The following is a 17,632-nucleotide window of genomic DNA, read 5'->3' on the forward strand; positions in this document are numbered from 1 at the left end:
GGTCACAGACGGGGTGCGTCGCCGAGGCAGAGTTCGCCGCCCGGGCTCTGCAGCAGGGTGTGGACGAAGATCAGTTCCAGCCGGTCGTCCGGGTCGGCGGCCGCGATGCAGTGCGGCGTGAGCGAGTCGAAGTGCGCGGAGTCGCCGGCCTCCAGCAGGTGGACGGCCTCGCCGAGGGTCAGCCGCATCCGGCCCCGGGTGACGTACAGCCACTCCTCGCCGGGGTGCACCCGCACCACCGCGTCCTGCACGCTCGGCGGGACGTGCACCCGCAGTGCCTGCATCGCCCGGCCGGGCGCCCCGGCCCGCCGGTAGCCCCAGCCGCCGGCCCGTCCGGGCTCGATGGAGCCGCCCCGGATCACCGGGTCCGGCTCGCCGGGCTGCTCGCCGAGCAGCCCCGAGACCGTGGTGCCGTACGCCCGGGCCAGGCCGAGCAGCACCGGCAGCGAGGGCTGCCGGCGCCCGGTCTCCAGCCGGGACAGATACGCTGGGGACAGCCCCACCCGGGTGGCGGCCGCCTCCAGCGTCAGCCGGCTGCTCAGCCGGTGCTCCCGCAGCCGCGCGCCGAGGCCCGCGACCTCCTGGTCGTCGCTCATGGGACCAGTCCACACCCGCCGTGCCGCCGGGGCAAGAAATTTGCCTCAGAGGCAAATCCCCGCGCCCGGCGGCCGGCCGGCTCCCCCGGGTCAGCCCACCAGGACCGGCTTCCCGTCCTGCTGCTGCTCCTCGGCCGGCTCGCCCGCGGCCGGGTGCGCGTCCCGGGCGGTGCGCCGCGGCAGGGCCGCCATCAGCGCGAACACCGCGAGCAGGCCGATCGCCACCCACCACATCGCGTGCTCGAAGGCGTCCACGAACACGCCCTCGACCATGCCGCGCCGGTCCACCACCCCGAAGAACGCCACCGAGGACAGGCCCAGGCCGAGCGCCATGCCGAGCTGGCCGGTGGTGTTGATCAGGCCGGACGCCGAACCGGCGTGCTCCTGCGGCACCTCGGACAGCACCGCGTCGGTCAGCGGCGCCACGATCAGGCCCATGCCCAGGCCCATCACCACCAGCGGCAGCGCCATCTGCCACGGCGCAATGGCCGCGCCGTACCGGTCCGCCTCGGCCAGGTAGAGCAGCGCACCGGCCGACATCGTCAGCGCACCCGCCTGCAGCACCCGACGGCCGAACCGCGGCACCAGCTTCTGCACCGACAGGCCCGCCGCCAGCGACACCGCGATCGAGAACGGCACGCCCGTCAGACCGGCCTTCAGCGGGCTCCAGCCCAGGCCGAGCTGCATGTACAGCGTCCAGACCAGGAAGAACAGGCCGTTGGTCACGCCGAACAGCAGCTGCACGCCGATCCCGCCGGCGAAGCTGCGCACCCGGAACAGCGACAGCTCCACCAGCGGCGAACCGTCCCGCGCGGTCTTGTACCGCTCGTACCGGACGAAGCCCAGCAGCACCAGCACGCCGCCCGCCATCAGCAGGTGGCCCCAGAGCGGCCAGCCATTCTCCCGGCCCTGGGTCAGCGGGTACAGCACCATCAGCAGACCCGCGCCGACCAGCACCATGCCCACCAGGTCCAGCTTCAGCGCCCTGGGCGCCCGCGACTCCTCGATGAAGCGGCGGCCGAGCAGCAGACCGGCGACACCGACCGGCAGGTTCACCAGGAAGATCGGGCGCCAGCCCAGGCCGAACAGGTCCCACTCGGTCAGCAGCGCGCCCACCAGCGGGCCCATCACCGCGCCCAGACCCACCACCGCGCCGAACAGGCCGAACACCTTGCCCCGCTCGTGCGCCGGGAACCCCGCGTGGATGATCGACAGCACCTGCGGCACCATCAGCGCCGCCGTCGCGCCCTGCAGCACCCGGGCCGCCACCAGCAGGTCCGGGGTGCCGGCCAGGCCGCACAGCGCGGACGCCGCGGTGAACCCGCCGATGCCCAGCAGGAAGAGCCGCTTGCGGCCGTAGATGTCACCCAGCCGGCCACCCGTGATCAGGCCGACCGCGAACGCCAGCGCGTAGCCGGCCGTGATCCACTGCAGCGCGCTGAACGACGCGCCGGTGTCCTGCTGGATGCTCGGCATCGCGATGTTGACGATCGTGACGTCGACGAGGTCCATCAGACTGGCCGTCATCACCACCGCCAGCGCCAACCAGCGCCTGCGGTCGTTGACTTCGGTGGACATGGCTCTCCCTGAGCTCGTGGAATCCCTTGGTTGCGGGAGACACGCTAGAGGCCTTATAGGCCAGATCCTGACCGCTTCGCGCGTCATCATGGGGGGCATGACGGACACCCCCGGCAGGCTCCTCGGCCTGCTCTCGCTGCTCCAGACACCGCGCGAGTGGCCCGGCAGCGAACTCGCCGACCGGCTCCAGGTCAGCCCGCGGACCATCCGGCGCGACATCGACCGGCTCCGCGAGCTCGGCTACCCCGTCGAGGCCACCCGCGGGCCGGTCGGCGGCTACCGGCTGGTCGCCGGGGCCGCGATGCCGCCGCTGCTGCTCGACGACGAGGAGGCGGTGGCCATCGCCGTCGGCCTGCGGACCGCCGCCGGGCACGCCGTCGAAGGCATCGAGGAAGCGTCGGTCCGGGCCCTCGCCAAGCTGGTGCAGGTGCTGCCCGCGCGGCTCCGGCACCGGGTCGCCGCCCTCAACGCGGCCACCGTCCCCGTCCTCCCGGGGGACGGCCCGCGGATCGACCCGGAGGACCTGACCGTCCTCGCCTCCGCCGTCGCCGCGCGCGAACGCCTGCGCTTCGACTACCGCGACCGCGGCGGCGCCGCCACCCGCCGGCAGGTCGAACCGCACCGGCTGGTCTCCTACGGGCGGCGCTGGTACCTGGTCGGCCACGACCTCGACCGCGACGACTGGCGGATCTTCCGCGTCGACCGGCTCGCCGACCCGCAGCGCACCGGGCTCCGCTTCGAGCCGCGCGAGCTGCCCGCGGCGGACGCCGGCGCGTACGTCGCGGGCAAGCTGGCCCGGCACCAGGACACCCACCGCGCGGTCGTCACGCTGCACGCCCCGTACGACCGCCTCGCCACCCACATGTCCGCCGCGGCGGGCGAGTTGGAGCCGATCGACGCGCACAGCTGCCGCCTGCGCACCCGGGCCGACTCGCTGGACTGGCTGGCCGTCCGGCTGGCCACCGTCGGCTGCGACTTCGAGGTGCACGAGCCGCCCGAGCTCCGCGACCACCTGCGCGCGCTCGCCACCCGCATCGAGCGCTCACTCGGGCAGGCCCCTCCGCGCCGGGCCTAGGTCGTCCCTTTCGGACCACGTCGGATCACCGAAAGAGGGGTCCTGGCGGGCGAAGGCCGGGGCGTGGTCGCGGAGGAAGTCGGCGATGTCCCGGGCGGGGCGGTGGAGCAGGTCGGTGACGGTGCCGGTGGTGAGGTCGCCCCAGCCGGCGGCGTAGGCCCGCGCGTAGTCCTCCAGCATGTCGGCGATCCAGCCGGGTGCGCCGTGGGCGAGGAGGGTGCGGCGCCTGGCGTCGTGGCCGACCAGCCGGTAGCCGACGGTGCGGCCGAGGACGTGGCCGAGCTCCTCGGCGACCTGGTCGAAGGTCAGCGGGCGCGGGCCGGTCAGGGTGTATGCCTCGCCGTGGTGGCGCTCGGGGCGGTCCAGCAGGATCAGGGCCGCGCAGGCGGCGAGGTCGCGGGCGTCGATCATCCCGAGCCTGGCCGCCGCCATGTCCAGGGAGAAGGTCCCGGTGGCCCGGATGTCCTCGGCCTCGCCGAGCAGGTTCTGCATGAACCAGTGCGGACGCAGCACGGTCCAGAGCAGGCCGGACCGCTGGAGCTCCCGGTCGGCAGCCGCGTGCAGCCGGCCACTGCGGTTCGGCGCGTCGGGCGCCGCACCCACCGCGGACAGCCGGACGACCCGCTCCACGCCGGCCCGGACCGCGGCCCGGACCGCGTTCGCGCTCTGCTCGGGCGCCCGCGGGCCGTTCGGGGTGAGCAGCCACAGGTCGTCGACGCCCTCGAAGGCGGGCGGCAGCGACCCGGCGTCGTCGAGGTCGCCGGTGAAGACCTCCGCTCCCCGCGCCCGCAGGCCGTCCGCCGCGGACCCGTCGCGGACGAGTGCCCGCAGCTTCGGGGCACGGGCACCCAGTTCGTTCAGCAGCGCGGTGGAGACGGTTCCGGTGGCTCCGGTGATCAGTACGGTGCGGGACATCGTCATTCTCCGGTGGGGACGGTGGCGGCGGGGGTACGGGCGGGGTTCCTCCGGCGGATGCGGAGGGCACCCGGCGGCAGCTGGGCGGCGACGACGGCGCTCAGGGCGAGCGCGAATCCGGCGCCCTGCCACGGCGTCAGGGACTCGCCGAGCAGGAGCAGGCCGAGCAGGGTGGCGACGGCGGGCGAGAGCAGGGGCAGGAAGGACACCGCGACCACGGGCAGCCGGCCGATGCCGTGGAACCAGATCGGGTACGGCAGCAGCGAGCCGACCACGGCGAGCCACACGTACCCGCCGGCCGCCCGGGCGTCGAGCCCGCCCGGCAGTCCTTCCGCGGTCAGCGCGAGCGGCAGGAGGGCGAGCCCGCCCGCGGTGAGCTGCCAGCCGGCGAAGGCGGTCGCTCCGACGCCCGCCGGGCGGCCCCAGCGCTTGGTCAGGACGATGCCGCCGGCCATCACTCCGGCTGCCGCCAGGCCGGCCAGCACGCCGGCGGGGTCGAAGGCGAGCCGGCCGCGCAGCACGATCAGCCCGACGCCCGCCACGCCGGCCAGGCCCCAGCCGAGCTGTCGGCCGGTGGGCCGTTCGCCGAGCAGCAGCAGCGCCAGGGCGGCGACCAGCAGTGGCTGGACGGCGAAGAGCGTCGAGGCGACGCCGCCGGGCAGCCGGTAGGCGGCGGCGAAGAGCAGCGCGAAGGGTGCGCCGATGTTGAGCACGCCGAGCACGGCCGAGCGCAGGCGCCAGGGTCCGTGCGGCAGCGTCCGGGTGGCGGCGAGCAGGACCAGCCCGGCGGGGAGGGCCCGGATCACGCCGGACACCAGGGGGAATCCGGGCGGGAGGTACTGGCTGGTGACCAGGTAGGTGGTGCCCCAGCTGATCGGGACGGTGGCGGTCAGGGCGGTCACCGCGGCGGTGCCGCGGCGTGGTGCGGAAGCCATGGGAAGACCTCTCAACGTTGAAATGTTCAACGTTGATGACGGTAGGGAGACTGATACCTTGGTGTCAAACAGTTCAGCGTTGAGAGGTTTCCTCATGGACCGGCACGCCGACGAGCGGGACGCCCTCGACCTCGTCCTGGAGCAGTGGGCCCGGGCCCGTCCGGACCTCGACGCCTCGCCCATGCGGGTGCTCGGCCGGCTCTCCCGGCTGACCCGCATCGCCGAACGCGAACTCAAGGCGCTCTTCGCCGAGTTCGGCCTGGAACGGGGGGAGTTCGACGTGCTCGCCACGCTCCGCCGGGCCGGGTCGCCGGAGGGCATGACGGCCGGCGCGCTGGCCCGCTCGTCCATGGTGACCTCGGGGGCGGTGACCAACCGGCTCGACCGACTGGTCGCCAAGGGCTACGTCACCCGCGAGCTGGACCCGGACAACCGGCGCACCGTCCTGGTCGCCCTCACTCCCGCCGGCCTCGACCTGATCGACCACGCGGTCGCCGCCCACCTCGACAACGAGCGGCGCATCCTGGCCGCGCTGGACGAGGACCGGCAGGACGAACTCGCCGCGATCCTGCGCACCCTGCTGCTGAGCCACGGCGACCGCGCGGCGGACGTCCCGGACGCCCCGGAGGGTGCGGACCTCCCTTAGGGCCGGGGGATGTTGCGCAGGTTGGAGCGGGCCAGGTCGATCATCCGGCCGACGCCGCCGGACAGCACGGTGCGGCCGGCCGCCAGGGCGAAGCCCTTGAGCTGGGCGGCGGTGATGTGCGGCGGGATGGAGAGCGCGTTGGGGTCGGTGACCACGTCGACCAGGACCGGGCCCGGCCGGGAGAGCGCGTCGGCCAGCACCTCGCGCAGCCTCACCGGGTCGGTGACCCGTTCGGCGGGCACCCCGCAGGCCCGGGCGATGGCGGCGTAGTCGACGTCGCCGTTGTCGATCTCGGACTCGGGGTAGCCGCTGACCAGCATCTCCAGCTTGATCATGCCGAGCGCGCCGTTGTTGAAGACCACGGTCTTCACCGGCAGCCGGTACTTGGCGACGGTGAGCAGCTCGCCGAGCAGCATGCCGATCCCGCCGTCGCCGGACATCGAGACGATCTGCCGCTCGGGGAAGGCGAGTTGGGCGCCGATCGCGTGCGGCAGGGCGTTCGCCATCGAGCCGTGCAGGAAGGAGCCGATCACCCGGCGGCGGCCGTTGGGGGTGAGGTAGCGGGCCGCCCAGACGTTGCACATCCCGGTGTCGACGGTGAACACGGCGTCGTCGGAGGCGAGTTCGTCGAGGACGGAGGCGACGTACTCGGGGTGGATCGGCCGGTGCCCGGCGATGTCGCGGGTGTAGGCGCCGACGACGGTCTCCAGCGCCTTGCAGTGCTTGTCGAGCATCCCGTCGAGGAAAGACCGGTCCTTCTTCTGCTCCAGCCGCGGCAGGACGGCCCGCAGGGTGGCGCCGACGTCGCCGTGGACGGCGAGTTCGAGCGGGGTGCGGCGGCCGAGCCGGGTGGGGTCGTGGTCGATCTGGACGGTGCGGGTGCGCGGCAGGAAGGAGTCGTACGGGAAGTCGGTGCCCAGCAGCAGGACCAGGTCGGCCTCGTGCAGCGCCTCGTGGCAGGCGCCGTAGCCGAGCAGTCCGCTCATCCCGACGTCGTACGGGTTGTCGTACTGGATCCACTCCTTGCCGCGCAGCGAGTGCCCGACGGGGGCGTTGAGCAGCCCGGCGAGCTCCATCACCTCGGCGTGGGCGCCGCGGACGCCGGCGCCGGCGAAGACCGCGACCTTCTCGGCGTCGTTGAGCGCCTCGGCGAGGGCGGTGAGCTGCCCGGCGGGCGGCTGGACGGTGCCGGGTTCGGTGAGGAAGCGGGACTCGCCGGTCGGCCCGGCGGCGGGCAGCGCGGCGACGTCGCCGGGGAAGGCGAGGACGGAGACGCCGCGGGCGCCGAGGGCGTGCTGGACGGCGACCCGGAGCAGCCGGGGCAGCTGGGCGGGGGTGGAGAGCATCTCGCACCAGCTGCTGCAGTCGGTGAACACCCGCTCGGGGTGGGTCTCCTGGAAGAAACCGGTGCCGATCTGCCCGGACGGGATGTGCGAGGCGAGGGCGAGCACCGGGACGCCGCTGCGCTGCGCGTCGTACAGGCCCTGGATCAGGTGGGTGTTGCCCGGCCCGCAGGAGCCGGCGCAGACCGCGAGCCGTCCGGTGAGCTGGGCCTCGGCGGCGGCCGCGAAGGCGCCGGCCTCCTCGTTGCGGACGTGCACCCAGGAGATGCCCTCGGTGCGGCGGATCGCGTCGACCAGCGGGTTGAGGCTGTCGCCCACCACGCCGTACACGCGCTCGACGCCGGCCTGCCGGAGGACTTCGACGATCTGCTCGGCCACGGTCACCATGCCGGCCAGCCTAGGGACACCGGGCCCGCGCGACCGGGAGGCGGCGCCGGGCGGGCCCGTACTGTCCGGAGTTCAGCGCCTCACTCTGCGGGGAGGTGGTCGACGGTGCCGACCTGGACACCGGCCTGGCCGTGCCGGCGGGCCGGCTCCCGGCCGGGCGGCTGGACGGCCCGCTCGGGCGGGGCCTCCGGGGTCGGGGTGGGCCGGGTGACCGGCCGGCCCTTCTCGACCCGCAGCGACTCGCCCTCGTGCAGGATCGGCAGCACCCCGCCGCGGAGCAGCGTGTACGTGGTGGTGGCGTGGGTGATGTCGATCCGCAGCAGGTGCTCGCGCACCGCCATGGAGAACGCGAGGCGCTGCAGCCCGGAGGGGAGCTTGGGCCGGAAGGAGAGGTGCTCGTCGTGGTCGCGCAGGCCGCCGAAGCCGGCCACCAGGGCGATGCAGGCGCCCGCCAGGGAGGCCATGTGCAGGCCGTCGCGGGTGTTGCCGCCGAGGTCGCGCAGGTCCATCAGGGCGGCTTCGGCGGTGTAGTCGTAGGCCAGGTCGAGCTGGCCGACCTCGGCGGCGATCACCGCCTGGGTGCAGGCGGAGAGCGAGGAGTCCCGGACGGTGAGCCGCTCGTAGTAGTTGAAGTTGCGGACCTTCTGCTCCTGCGTGAAGGCGTCGCCGCGCACCTGCATGGCGAGCACCAGGTCGGCCTGCTTGACCACCTGCTTGCGGTACAGGTCGAAGTACGGGTAGTGCAGCAGCAGCGGGTACTTCTCCGGCGGGGTGCCCTCGAAGTCCCACAGCTGGTGGTCGGTGAAGCCGTCGGCCTGCGGGTGGACGCCGAGCTTCTCGTCGTAGGGGATGAACATCTTGTCGGCGGCGTCCCGCCAGGCGGCCGCCTCCTCGGTGTCCACGCCGAGCGCCGCCGCCTCGAACTGGTGCCGGGTGGCGCTCTCCGCGGCGCTGCGCAGGTTGGACTGCGCCATCAGGTTGGTGAACACGTTGTTGTCGGCGACCGCGCTGTACTCGTCCGGCCCGGTGACGCCCTCGATCCGGAACCGGCCGCCCGCGTCGTGGTGGCCGAGCGAGCGCCACATCCGGGCGGTCTCCACCAACAGCTCCAGGCCGTAGGCCCGTTCGAACTCCAGGTCGCCGGTGGCCCGGACGTAGCGGACCACCGCCCGCGCGATGTCCGCCCCGATGTGGAACGCCGCGGTGCCGGCCGGCCAGTACCCCGAGCACTCCTCGCCGCGGATCGTCCGCCACGGGAACACCGCTCCGGCCAAGCCGAGTTGGGCGGCCCGGTCACGGGCCATCGGGAGCGTGGTGTGCCGCCAGCGCAGCGCCTGGTTGACCGCCGCCGGCAGGCAGTAGGTGAGCACCGGCAGCACGAAGGTCTCGGTGTCCCAGAAGCTGTGCCCGTCGTAGCCGGGCCCGGTCAACCCCTTGGCGGGGATGGCCCGTTCCTCGCTGCGGGCACCGGCCTGCAGGACGTGGAAGAGCGCGAAGCGGACCGCCTGCTGCAGCTCGACGTCGCCCTCGATCTCGATGTCGCTGTCCGACCAGAACCGGCCCAGGTACTCCTTCTGCTCGTCGACCAGTCCGTCCCAGCCGGTGTACCGGGCGGCGGTCAGCGCGGCCTCCACCTGGTCGCGGACGGCGGGCAGCGAGCGGGTCGCCGACCAGCCGTACGCGATGAACTTCACCAGCCGCAGCCGCTCCCCCGCCTTCAGCACGGTGGTGGCGGTGATCCGGGCCTGGTCCTCGGAGCACTCGGCGGTGGTGTCCACCCGGCCCGGGCCCTCGATCACGTGGTCGATGCCGGCCGCGACCCGCAGCCCGCTGAACCGGGTCCGGTGCACCAGCACCGCCTTGCTGCCGGCCGCGTGCCGCAACTCCGCGGCCAGCGGCGCCTCCAGGACCGCTGCGGCCCGCGGATCGCCGTCGCCGAGCGGCAGCTGCTCGTTGGCGACCAGCTCGGACTGGACCACGATCCGGACCGGGCCGTCGACCGCCTCCACCGTGTACTCGACGGCGGCGACCGCCCGCTGGGTGAGCGAGACCATCCGCTGCGAGGAGATCCGGACGGTCCGCCCGGCCGGCGAGGTCCACTCGGCGCTGCGCCGCAGCAGGCCCTCGCGGAAGTCCAGGCTGCGCTGGTGGCCGCGCACCTCGCCGTACCGCAGGTCGAACGGCTCGTCGTCGACCAGCAGCCGGATCAGCTTCCCGTTGATGACGTTGATGACGCTCTGGCCCGACTCGGGGAAGCCGTAGCCGCTCTCCGCGTACGGCAGCGGGCGCAGCTCGAAGACGCCGTTCAGGTAGGTGCCGGGCAGGCCGTGCGGCTCGCCCTCGTCCAGGTTGCCGCGCAGCCCGATGTGCCCGTTGGACAGCGCGAACACCGACTCGGCGCGGGCCTGCCCGGCCAGGTCGAAGCCGTGCTCGACGACGCCCCAGGGGTCGACCGCGAAGGGGTCGGGGGTGGTCACGACGCCTCCCCGGGGACCAGGTCGGCCAGGTCGTCGACGACGACGGTGGCGCCGTGCGCGCGCAGCGCGTCCGCCTGGCCGGTGCGGTTCACGCCGACCACGGCGCCGAAGCCGCCGGCCCGGCCGGACTCGACGCCGGCCAGCGCGTCCTCGAAGACCGCGGCGTGCCCGGGCTCCACGCCGAGCTGCCGCGCGGCGGCCAGGTAGGTGTCCGGCGCGGGCTTGCCGGCCAGGCCGTCGCGGCGGGCCGTGAGCCCGTCCACCACCACCTCGAACAGCCCGTCGATGCCCGCGGCGCGCAGTACGTCCTTGCAGTTGGCGCTGGACGACACCACCGCGCGCGGCAGGCCGAGCACCCGCAGCCGGTGCAGGTACTCCACCGAACCCGAGTAGGGCTGCACGCCCTGCTCGCGGATCATGCGCAGCACGGTGTCGTTCTTGGCGCTGCTCAGGCCGTTGACCGAACGGGTGCCCGGCGGGTCCTGCGGGGTGCCCTCGGGCAGGTCGATGCCGCGGGCGGCGAGGAAGGTGCGGGTGCCGTCGAGCCGCGGCCGGCCGTCCACGTAGCGGTCGTAGTCGACGATCGGGTCGAACGGGACGAACTCCTCGCCGTCCCGGGCGGCCTCCGCCCGCAGGAAGGAGTCGAACATGTCCTTCCAGGCGGCCGCGTGCACCTTGGCGGTCTGCGTGAGGACGCCGTCCAGGTCGAACAGGAAGGCGCGGATGTGATCCGGAAGTCCCAGCATGTCTGCAGTCTCACCCGCGGGCGGCGTACGAATCGCCATTCCCGGCGCGCCTGGCGCGTCGCGCGCTAGGTCGACCGGATGACCGCGAAGGCGGCGCCCTGCGGGTCCCGGACCCGGGCCACCCGGCCCCACGGCGAGTCGGCGGGCGGGACGAGCACCGAGCCGCCCCGCCTGACCAGGGCGTCCACGGTGGAGTCGGTGTCGTCCACCGCGAAGTAGGTCAGCCAGTGCGAGGGGGTGCCCGCCGGGGACTCCGGGTCCAGCGGGCACAGGCCGCCGACCGTGCGGGCGTTCACCGCGAACTGCCAGTAGTGGTGCGCGCCCTCCATCGGCGGGGTGGCCACGGACAGCGCCGCCTCGTAGAAGGCCCGCGCGACGTCCGGGTCGGTGGTGTGCAGCTCGTTCCAGGTGAGCGCCCCGGGCTCGTTGACCACCTGGGCGCCCGGGAACTCCACCGGCTGCCACAGACCGAACACGGCGCCGGTCGGGTCCAGCGCCACCAGCATCCGGCCGGTGTCGCCGACCTCCAGCACCGGGGTCAGCGAGGTGCCGCCGTTCGCGGTGATCGCGGCGAGTGCGGCGTCGGCGTCCTCGGTGGCCAGGTACGTGGTCCAGACGGTCGGCGGCGGCGGCGCGCCGTCCGGCGCCTCCGCCTGGCCGATGCCCGCGACCGGACGGTCGTTCAGCGTGCACACCGTGTAGCCGCCGAACTCCGCCGGGCCGACCTCGCCCTGCCACCCGAACACGTCGCGGTAGAAGTCGAGGGCCTCCTGCTGGTTCTTCGCCATCAGGTCGACCCAGCACGGGGTGCCGGGGAGATAGCGTTCGGTCACCTCGGGCATGGCGCCTCCCAGGAGGGACGGGTCGGGGGTCAGTCGGTGTGCTGGTGGGCGTGGACCCGGGGGACGAAGTACGGCTGGACCTTGCCGCTCTGGACGTAGTCCTTCAACCGCACCAGCAGCTCGGCCCAGGTGCCGGCGACCATCGGGACGGTGCGCTCGGTGTCCGGGCGCCAGCCGAGGTGGCGGAAGAGCAGGCGGGTGCGGTGCGGGTCGTCCGGGTGGTCGAAGAGGTCCCAGGTGACGGTGGTGTCCAGCCAGTCGGGCGGGAAGGCGCCGACGCTGGTCCAGGCGACCCGGTCCTCGTCGGCGCGGTCCCGGCGCAACCGGAACGGCTCCGGGGTGTCCGGGAACTCGAACAGGAGGTCGTCGCCGTCCCGGGAGACGCCGGTGGTCCACCAGGCGGTCAGGCCGTCGTGGGTGTCCAGGGCCGCCAGCAGGCGGGAGCGGGACGCCGCGATGTCGATCTGCAGGGCGATCTCGGGCATGGGACTCACCTCCGTCCCACGATGACCCACCACCCGACCCACCGCGAACCGGGACGGACCCCGTGGCCGGCTGCGTCCACGGGTTCGCGGAGGGTGGCGGGCGGGTCAGGTCAGCTGCGCGCCGACCCGGTCGGCGATCAGCGCCAGGTGGTCGAGGTCGTCGAGGTCGAGGATCTGGAGGTAGATCCGGCCGCTGCCGGCCTCGCGGTAGCGGCCGATCTTCTCGACCACCTCGTCGGGGGTGCCGGCCAGGCCGTTGGCCTTCAGCTCCTCGACCTCGCGGCCGATCGCGGCGGCCCGGCGGGCGACCTCGGCGTCGTCGCGGCCGACGCAGGCGACCAGGGCGCTGGAGTACACCAGGGAGTCGGCGTCGCGGCCGCGCTCCTCGGCGGCGGCCCGGACCCGGCCGATCTGGGTGCGGGTGGCGTCCAGCGGGGCGAACGGGAGGTTGAACTCGTCGGCGTAGCGGGCCGCCAGGGCGGGCGTGCGGGACGGGCCCATGCCGCCGACGATGACCGGGACGCGGTCCTGGAAGGGCTTGGGCAGGGCGGGCGAGTCGGCCAGCCGGTAGTAGCGGCCGGCGAAGTCGAAGGTGTCGCCGAGCTTGGTCTCCCACAGGCCGGTGACGATGGCCAGCTGCTCCTCCAGCCGGTCGATCCGCCGGTCCGGGAAGGGGATGCCGTAGGCCTTGTGCTCGGCCTCGAACCAGCCGGCGCCGAGGCCGAGTTCGATCCGGCCGCCGCTCATCGCGTCGACCTGGGCGACCTGGATCGCGAGCACCCCGGGGAGGCGGAAGGTGCCGGCGGTCATCAGGGTGCCGAGGCGGATCCGGGAGGTCTCGCGGGCCAGGCCGGCCAGCGTGATCCAGGCGTCGGTGGGGCCGGGCAGGCCGTCCGCGTCGCCCATCCGCAGGTAGTGGTCGGAGCGGAAGAAGCCGTCGTAGCCGAGCTGTTCGGCGGTCGTCGCGACCCGCAGCAGGGTGTCGTACGAGGCGCCCTGCTGGGGCTCGGTGAAGATGCGCAGGTCCATGGTGTCCATCATCGGGGGTCGGTCAGACGGTGGCGTGGAAGCGGCTCAACGGCCCTGTGCAGTGGGCGGGTCGGGCCAGTGCGGCGCGTTCGTCGGGGGCGGCGGGCAGGTCGTCCACGGTCCAGCCGTCGCCGGGGTGGGGGGCGGCGAGGGTGACCGGGCCGGGCCGGTCGGCGGCGACCGGGAGGTGCCGGGGGGCGGTGCGGGGCAGGTCGGCGGCCTTGCGCAGGGCCTCCTTGCGGGTCCAGGCGCGCAGGAAGGCGTCGGTGTGTTCGCCGTCCGGCAGGCCGGCCAGCCAGGACCGCTCCTCGGGGGCGAGGCAGTGGGCGGCCAGTCCTTCGGTGTCGAGCGGGCGGATCCGCTCCAGGTCGGCGCCGACCGGGTCGCCGACCGCGAGGGCGAGCAGCCAGCTGCCGTCGGCGCGGGCCACGCTGAGGTGGACCGGGGTGCCGTCCGGTCCGGGGGTGGACCAGCGGGCGGCGCCGGTGCGCTCCAGGCGGAGCGCGGCCGGGTCGGCGCCGAGGTAGCGGGCCAGGATCCGCCGGGTGCCGGCCCAGGCGGCGGCGCACCGGGCCCGGTCGGCGGTGGAGCCGTGGCGCAGGGCCCGCTCCCGCTCGTCGGCCGGGAGCAGGGCCAGGTCCCGCTCCGGTTCGGCGGCGGTGGTGCCGCCGAACCAGACGTGGGTCTCGCCTCGCGGCGGGAGGGTGGGTGCCGGGGTCACGGCCTCGCTCTTCTCGGCTCTGGCGGACAAGGACTCAGGCTGCCTGCTCGGCGAGCTCGCGGGCCGGCTCGCCGGGGGCGGGAGCGGCCTCGCGGCGGGCGCCGGCCAGGCTGAACAGGGCGCAGCCGACGGCGATCGCGGCGACCACGTACCAGTTGAGTCCGGGGATGCCGGTGGTGTTGGCCAGGTCGTAGAGCGCACCGGCGGCAAGGGTGCCGACCATGTTCCCGAAGCTGCGGAAGAAGTGCATCGAGCCCATCGCGCGGGAGAGGTTCTCACGCGGCATCTGCTTGGCCACCCACAGGTCGAAGGACGGGGTGAACAGGATGTCGCCGAAGACCACCACGAAGCAGCCGACGACCACCCAGAGCGCGCTGCGTCCGGCGCCGAACAGCAGGTAGGCGGCGGTCATCGCGGCGAAGCCGACGGCCATCACCTGGCCGGGCTGCAGGTGCTTGTTGAGCAGGCGCAGCACCGGGAACTGGAGCAGCAGCAGGGTGATCCCGGTGATCCAGAACGGCATGGAGATCGGCAGGCCGTGGGCGTACTCCTGCATGTGCAGCGGGATGCCGACCAGGAAGCTGATCGACAGCAGCCAGAAGACGCTGGAGAGGACGAAGTACCGTCCGCCGCCGCCGAGCCGGATGCCCTTGAGGACGGCGAGGCTGAACAGCGGCGCCCGCCGGGTGTCCTCGGCGGTGGGCGTGGTGTCGGCGGGGATCACGAACACGGCGGCCAGGCAGTACACCGCGAACAGCGCGAAGACGGTGGTGAACAGCACCTTCAGGTCGACGTGCAGGAACAGGCCGCCGGCCAGGGCGCCGCCGATCGCGCCGAGCTGGCAGGACATCTGGAAGGCGGAGAAGGCCTTGGGCCGGTCGGCCTCGGGGAAGGCGGAGAGGATGTTCTTCAGGCCGGGGAAGGACATGCCCGAGCCGAAGCCGATCAGGAAGGCCAGCACGCTGTAGAGCGGGACGCCGTCCACGAAGCCCATGCCCCACAGGGCGAGCGCTTCGAGGGCGACACCGGCGATCACCGAGCCGCGGACGCCGAGCCGCTGGGCCAGCCCCTCGTAGCTGAAGGTGGAGGCGAGCCGGCCGACGTAGGTCAGGAACATCACGAAGCCGGCCCAGAAGCCGCTGTACGCGGTGCCGAGGGTGGAGACCAGCAGCGGGAACCAGATGTAGTTGCCGACGTGGGCGAGCGCGATGCCCAGGTTGATGCCCCAGAGGGTGCGCCTCAGTTGGCTGTTCACAGCACGACCTTTCCTGTCGATGCCGAGTCGCGGAGGGTGCGGATCTCCCGGGCGATCGCGGCGCGGTCGACCGGGGTGCCGGCCACCACGGTGGCGTCCGGCAGGGTGGAGAGCGGGGTGTCGTCGGCGCCGCGGGCGGCGGCGAACAGGTTGTAGGTGGCGGGGGCGCCGACCGCGATCGGGTGGGCGCCGGCCTCGCGCTGCGCGAGGCGGTGGAAGAAGTGCCAGTTGTCGACGGTGGCGGCGTGCCGGATGCCGTGCCGCAGCTCCGGGTCGGCCGACTCGCCGGCCAGCAGGTCGAGTTCGCCGAGCAGGCTGTAGCCGTGGAAGGCGCCGGTGTTGCCGCAGTCGGTGCCGACCAGCATCCGGCCGCGGCGCAGGGCGGCGAGGTTGTTCTCGCGCATCACCCGCAGGGCGGCGGTGCGGGTGTCCTGGCACTTGTACTGGATGCCGTAGGGCTCCTCGATCGCCTGGACGAACTCCAGGTTGGCCCCGTCCTGGGTGGCGAGGAAGCCGGGGCGGCCGTACTCGGCCTCGAACTCCGCGCGCTCCATCACCATCGGGCGCAGCCCGCTGAGCGTGGTGACGAAGCGGGCGTCGGCCAGCAGGTCCCAGTCCTCGTCGCTGAGCACGAAGTCCCGTACCGGGTGGGCGAAGAGCCGGAAGCCGATCCGGTACGCCTCCAGCACCTCCTCGCGGGTGTTGCAGTCGAGGACGGCGGGGACGCCCTGCTCGCGGGTGACCCGCTCGGTGTGCTCCAGCACCTTGGGCGAGAGCCGGGAGAACCGGGCCTCCATCTCGGGCTGCTCGGTGCCGTCGGTGAACATCACCTTGAGGAAGGTGCCGCCGCGCGCCCGGTTGGCGTGCAGCACGTCGGCGAGGTCCTCCTCCATGCCGAGCATGAAGACCGGGGAGGGGAACTCCACGCCGTGCCCGGTCAGGCCCATCGCGTCCCGGGTGGCGGTGGCGGCGTAGCCGCAGTGCACCAGTTCCGGGTACGGGTGGGCGGAGGCGGCCGCGCCGGCCTCCCAGCGGGACTTCAGCAGCGGGAAGCCGAACAGGTCGGCGACGTGGGTGACACCGTGGTACAGGTACGACAGGGCGCTGATCCGCGGGTCGTCCAGCGAGTCGTCGAAGTTGGCGGGCAGCGCCAGGTGGGCGTGCGCCTCGACGTAGCCGGGCCACAGTTCGGTGATCGGTCCGGGCTGGTCGGCGCGGCGGTCGACCGGCTCGATCCGGGTGAAGACGCCGTCCTCGATGTCCACGTCGTACAGCTGCTCGCGGTCCAGGCTGGGAATGGCGACCCGGCGGAGCACCGAGCGGGCGGTCATCGGGCGACCTTGACCGAGACCTGGACGTCGATCCGGTCCAGGGCGGCCTCGGCGCGGCCGTGCGCCTGGTCGCGGTCGGTGCCGGTGAAGACCAGGTGGCCCAGCCAGTCGAAGTTGCTGGTGGAGAGCTTGGAGACCTGGCGGCCGGCGGCCCGGTAGCTGAGCGCCTCGTGGAAGCCGGGCAGCTCCTCGACGGCGGCGAAGTCGATCGACTCCAGCACGCCCTCGACCGGCGAGCCGAACCAGCGGCCGGTGGCGATCACCTCGCCGGGGAACGGCAGCTCGGGGGTCTCGCCGAGGGCCTGGCGGATCACCTCCAGGTACGGGTCGACGCCGCAGGAGATCTTCATCAGGCCGGGCACGATCCCGCCGACCAGGCGGCCGTTGACCTCGCAGAGCACCGGGCCCTCGGGGGTGAGGAAGTACTCGGTGTGGATGAAGCCGAAGTCGATGCCGAGGCCGGCCAGCACCTTCTCGTTCATGGCGAACAGCGGCTCGCGCAGCGGGTGGTCGGCGAAGTAGGTGGCGCCCATCTCGATGAAGTACGGGAAGCCGCTCAGGGTGCGGTCGGTGATGCCGAGGTTGACCACGGTGCCGTCGGCCAGCACGCAGGCCTCGACCGAGACCAGCTCGCCGGTGACGAACTCCTCGACCAGCAGGTCGGGGATCCGGGTGACGCCCCGGCCGTAGTCGGAGACCTTCGCCAGCTCGGCGAGGTAGGCCTGCAGCTCGTCCTCGTTGGTCAGGTGCAGCACGTGCAGGCTGGCGGTGCCGTCGGAGGGCTTCACCACGCACGGGAAGCCGACCTCGCGGATCGCGGCCTCGATCCCGGCCGGGTCCTCGACGTGCGCGAAGCGCGGCTGGCGGACGCCCTCGGCGCCGCGCAGGGCGAGCCGGGTGCGGTGCTTGTGGCGGGCGTTGAGCGCACCCTCGACGCTGAGGCCGGGCAGGCCGAGCGCGCGGGCCACGGTGGCGGCGTGCACGGTGTGGTACTCGCTGTAGGTGGTGACGCCGTCCACCGGGTGGGCCGCGTGGATCTCCTTGACCAGCTGCTCCAGCGCGTCGATGGAGAAGGCGTCGGCGCTCTTCACCACCTCGCAGTTGGGGTGCGCGTAGGCGTCGGCGGCCAGCGGGGAGGCGTTCAGGTAGAAGTCGGGGTCGGCGGTGACCAGGGTGACCCGGTGGCCGAGGCGCAGGGCGTTGGCGATGCCGGCGATGCCGTTCGGGTTGCACTCCACCATCACGATGTGCATGGGAAAGTCCTTTCGGGA

The 17,632-nt window shown here is 73.5% G+C and carries 16 protein-coding genes; 2 read left to right on the forward strand and 14 right to left on the reverse strand.

The features are described from left to right. Positions 1-2 precede the first annotated feature (2 nt). Entirely contained in the window at positions 3-596 is a 594-nt protein-coding gene (locus tag ACGFX4_RS07925; RefSeq protein ID WP_393071116.1) for a helix-turn-helix domain-containing protein, read from the reverse strand. 90 nt (positions 597-686) lie between these two features. Beyond that, positions 687-2,174, reverse strand: coding sequence for an MFS transporter (locus ACGFX4_RS07930; RefSeq protein ID WP_393071117.1), 1,488 nt, complete (start codon positions 2,172-2,174; stop codon positions 687-689). Positions 2,175-2,271: 97 nt separating this feature from the next. Between ACGFX4_RS07930 and ACGFX4_RS07935 the strand changes: the two genes are divergently transcribed. Then, complete coding sequence (locus ACGFX4_RS07935) at positions 2,272-3,249, forward strand: helix-turn-helix transcriptional regulator (RefSeq protein ID WP_393071118.1); 978 nt, start codon at positions 2,272-2,274, stop codon at positions 3,247-3,249. On the opposite strand, the gene ACGFX4_RS07940 is transcribed toward ACGFX4_RS07935, so the two are convergent. Both ACGFX4_RS07940 and ACGFX4_RS07945 read right to left on the reverse strand, forming a co-directional pair. Then, positions 3,217-4,164 (reverse strand): NAD(P)H-binding protein, encoded by a 948-nt coding sequence (locus ACGFX4_RS07940; protein ID WP_393071119.1) that lies wholly within the window; start codon positions 4,162-4,164, stop codon positions 3,217-3,219. The two genes, ACGFX4_RS07935 and ACGFX4_RS07940, sit on opposite strands and share 33 nt — an antisense overlap. A 2-nt stretch (positions 4,165-4,166) precedes the next feature. Beyond that, positions 4,167-5,099, reverse strand: coding sequence for an EamA family transporter (locus ACGFX4_RS07945; protein ID WP_393071120.1), 933 nt, complete (start codon positions 5,097-5,099; stop codon positions 4,167-4,169). 94 nt (positions 5,100-5,193) lie between these two features. On the opposite strand from ACGFX4_RS07945, the gene ACGFX4_RS07950 reads away from it, so the two are divergent. Then, the gene (locus ACGFX4_RS07950; protein ID WP_393071121.1) at positions 5,194-5,745 is read left to right on the forward strand and encodes a MarR family winged helix-turn-helix transcriptional regulator; all 552 of its coding nucleotides are present in this window, start codon (positions 5,194-5,196) and stop codon (positions 5,743-5,745) included. On the opposite strand, the gene ACGFX4_RS07955 is transcribed toward ACGFX4_RS07950, so the two are convergent. The 10 genes from ACGFX4_RS07955 to ACGFX4_RS08000 form a co-directional block, all read right to left on the reverse strand. Next, complete coding sequence (locus ACGFX4_RS07955) at positions 5,742-7,475, reverse strand: pyruvate dehydrogenase (RefSeq protein ID WP_393071122.1); 1,734 nt, start codon at positions 7,473-7,475, stop codon at positions 5,742-5,744. The genes ACGFX4_RS07950 and ACGFX4_RS07955 overlap by 4 nt on opposite strands. 80 nt (positions 7,476-7,555) lie before the next feature. Further along, entirely contained in the window at positions 7,556-9,952 is a 2,397-nt protein-coding gene (locus ACGFX4_RS07960) for a glycoside hydrolase family 65 protein (RefSeq protein WP_393071123.1), read from the reverse strand. After that, a complete protein-coding gene (locus ACGFX4_RS07965) occupies positions 9,949-10,698 on the reverse strand; it encodes an HAD family hydrolase (protein WP_393071124.1) in 750 nt (249 codons plus the stop codon). Before ACGFX4_RS07965 ends, ACGFX4_RS07960 begins: the two co-directional genes overlap by 4 nt. 65 nt (positions 10,699-10,763) lie before the next feature. Next, the gene (locus tag ACGFX4_RS07970) at positions 10,764-11,540 is read right to left on the reverse strand and encodes a VOC family protein (protein ID WP_393071125.1); all 777 of its coding nucleotides are present in this window, start codon (positions 11,538-11,540) and stop codon (positions 10,764-10,766) included. A gap of 29 nt (positions 11,541-11,569) precedes the next feature. Continuing rightward, positions 11,570-12,025, reverse strand: coding sequence for an SRPBCC domain-containing protein (locus ACGFX4_RS07975; protein ID WP_393071126.1), 456 nt, complete (start codon positions 12,023-12,025; stop codon positions 11,570-11,572). Positions 12,026-12,130: 105 nt separating this feature from the next. After that, positions 12,131-13,054: an LLM class F420-dependent oxidoreductase gene (locus tag ACGFX4_RS07980; RefSeq protein WP_393071127.1), complete on the reverse strand. Its 924-nt coding sequence runs from the start codon at positions 13,052-13,054 to the stop codon at positions 12,131-12,133. A gap of 22 nt (positions 13,055-13,076) precedes the next feature. Then, positions 13,077-13,805, reverse strand: a complete 729-nt coding sequence (locus ACGFX4_RS07985; protein WP_393071128.1) for a 4'-phosphopantetheinyl transferase family protein — start codon at positions 13,803-13,805, stop codon at positions 13,077-13,079. Between the two features lie 4 nt (positions 13,806-13,809). After that, a complete protein-coding gene (locus tag ACGFX4_RS07990; RefSeq protein ID WP_393071129.1) occupies positions 13,810-15,030 on the reverse strand; it encodes an MFS transporter in 1,221 nt (406 codons plus the stop codon). Next, entirely contained in the window at positions 15,027-16,361 is a 1,335-nt protein-coding gene (locus ACGFX4_RS07995) for a hydrolase (protein ID WP_393071130.1), read from the reverse strand. Before ACGFX4_RS07995 ends, ACGFX4_RS07990 begins: the two co-directional genes overlap by 4 nt. Continuing rightward, the gene (locus tag ACGFX4_RS08000; RefSeq protein ID WP_393071131.1) at positions 16,358-17,614 is read right to left on the reverse strand and encodes an ATP-grasp domain-containing protein; all 1,257 of its coding nucleotides are present in this window, start codon (positions 17,612-17,614) and stop codon (positions 16,358-16,360) included. The genes ACGFX4_RS07995 and ACGFX4_RS08000 overlap by 4 nt, the downstream gene beginning before the upstream one ends. Between the last annotated feature and the right edge of the window lie 18 nt (positions 17,615-17,632).

The organism is Kitasatospora sp. NPDC048365 (assembly GCF_043200835.1).
Taxonomy (GTDB): Bacteria; Actinomycetota; Actinomycetes; order Streptomycetales; family Streptomycetaceae; genus Kitasatospora; species Kitasatospora terrestris.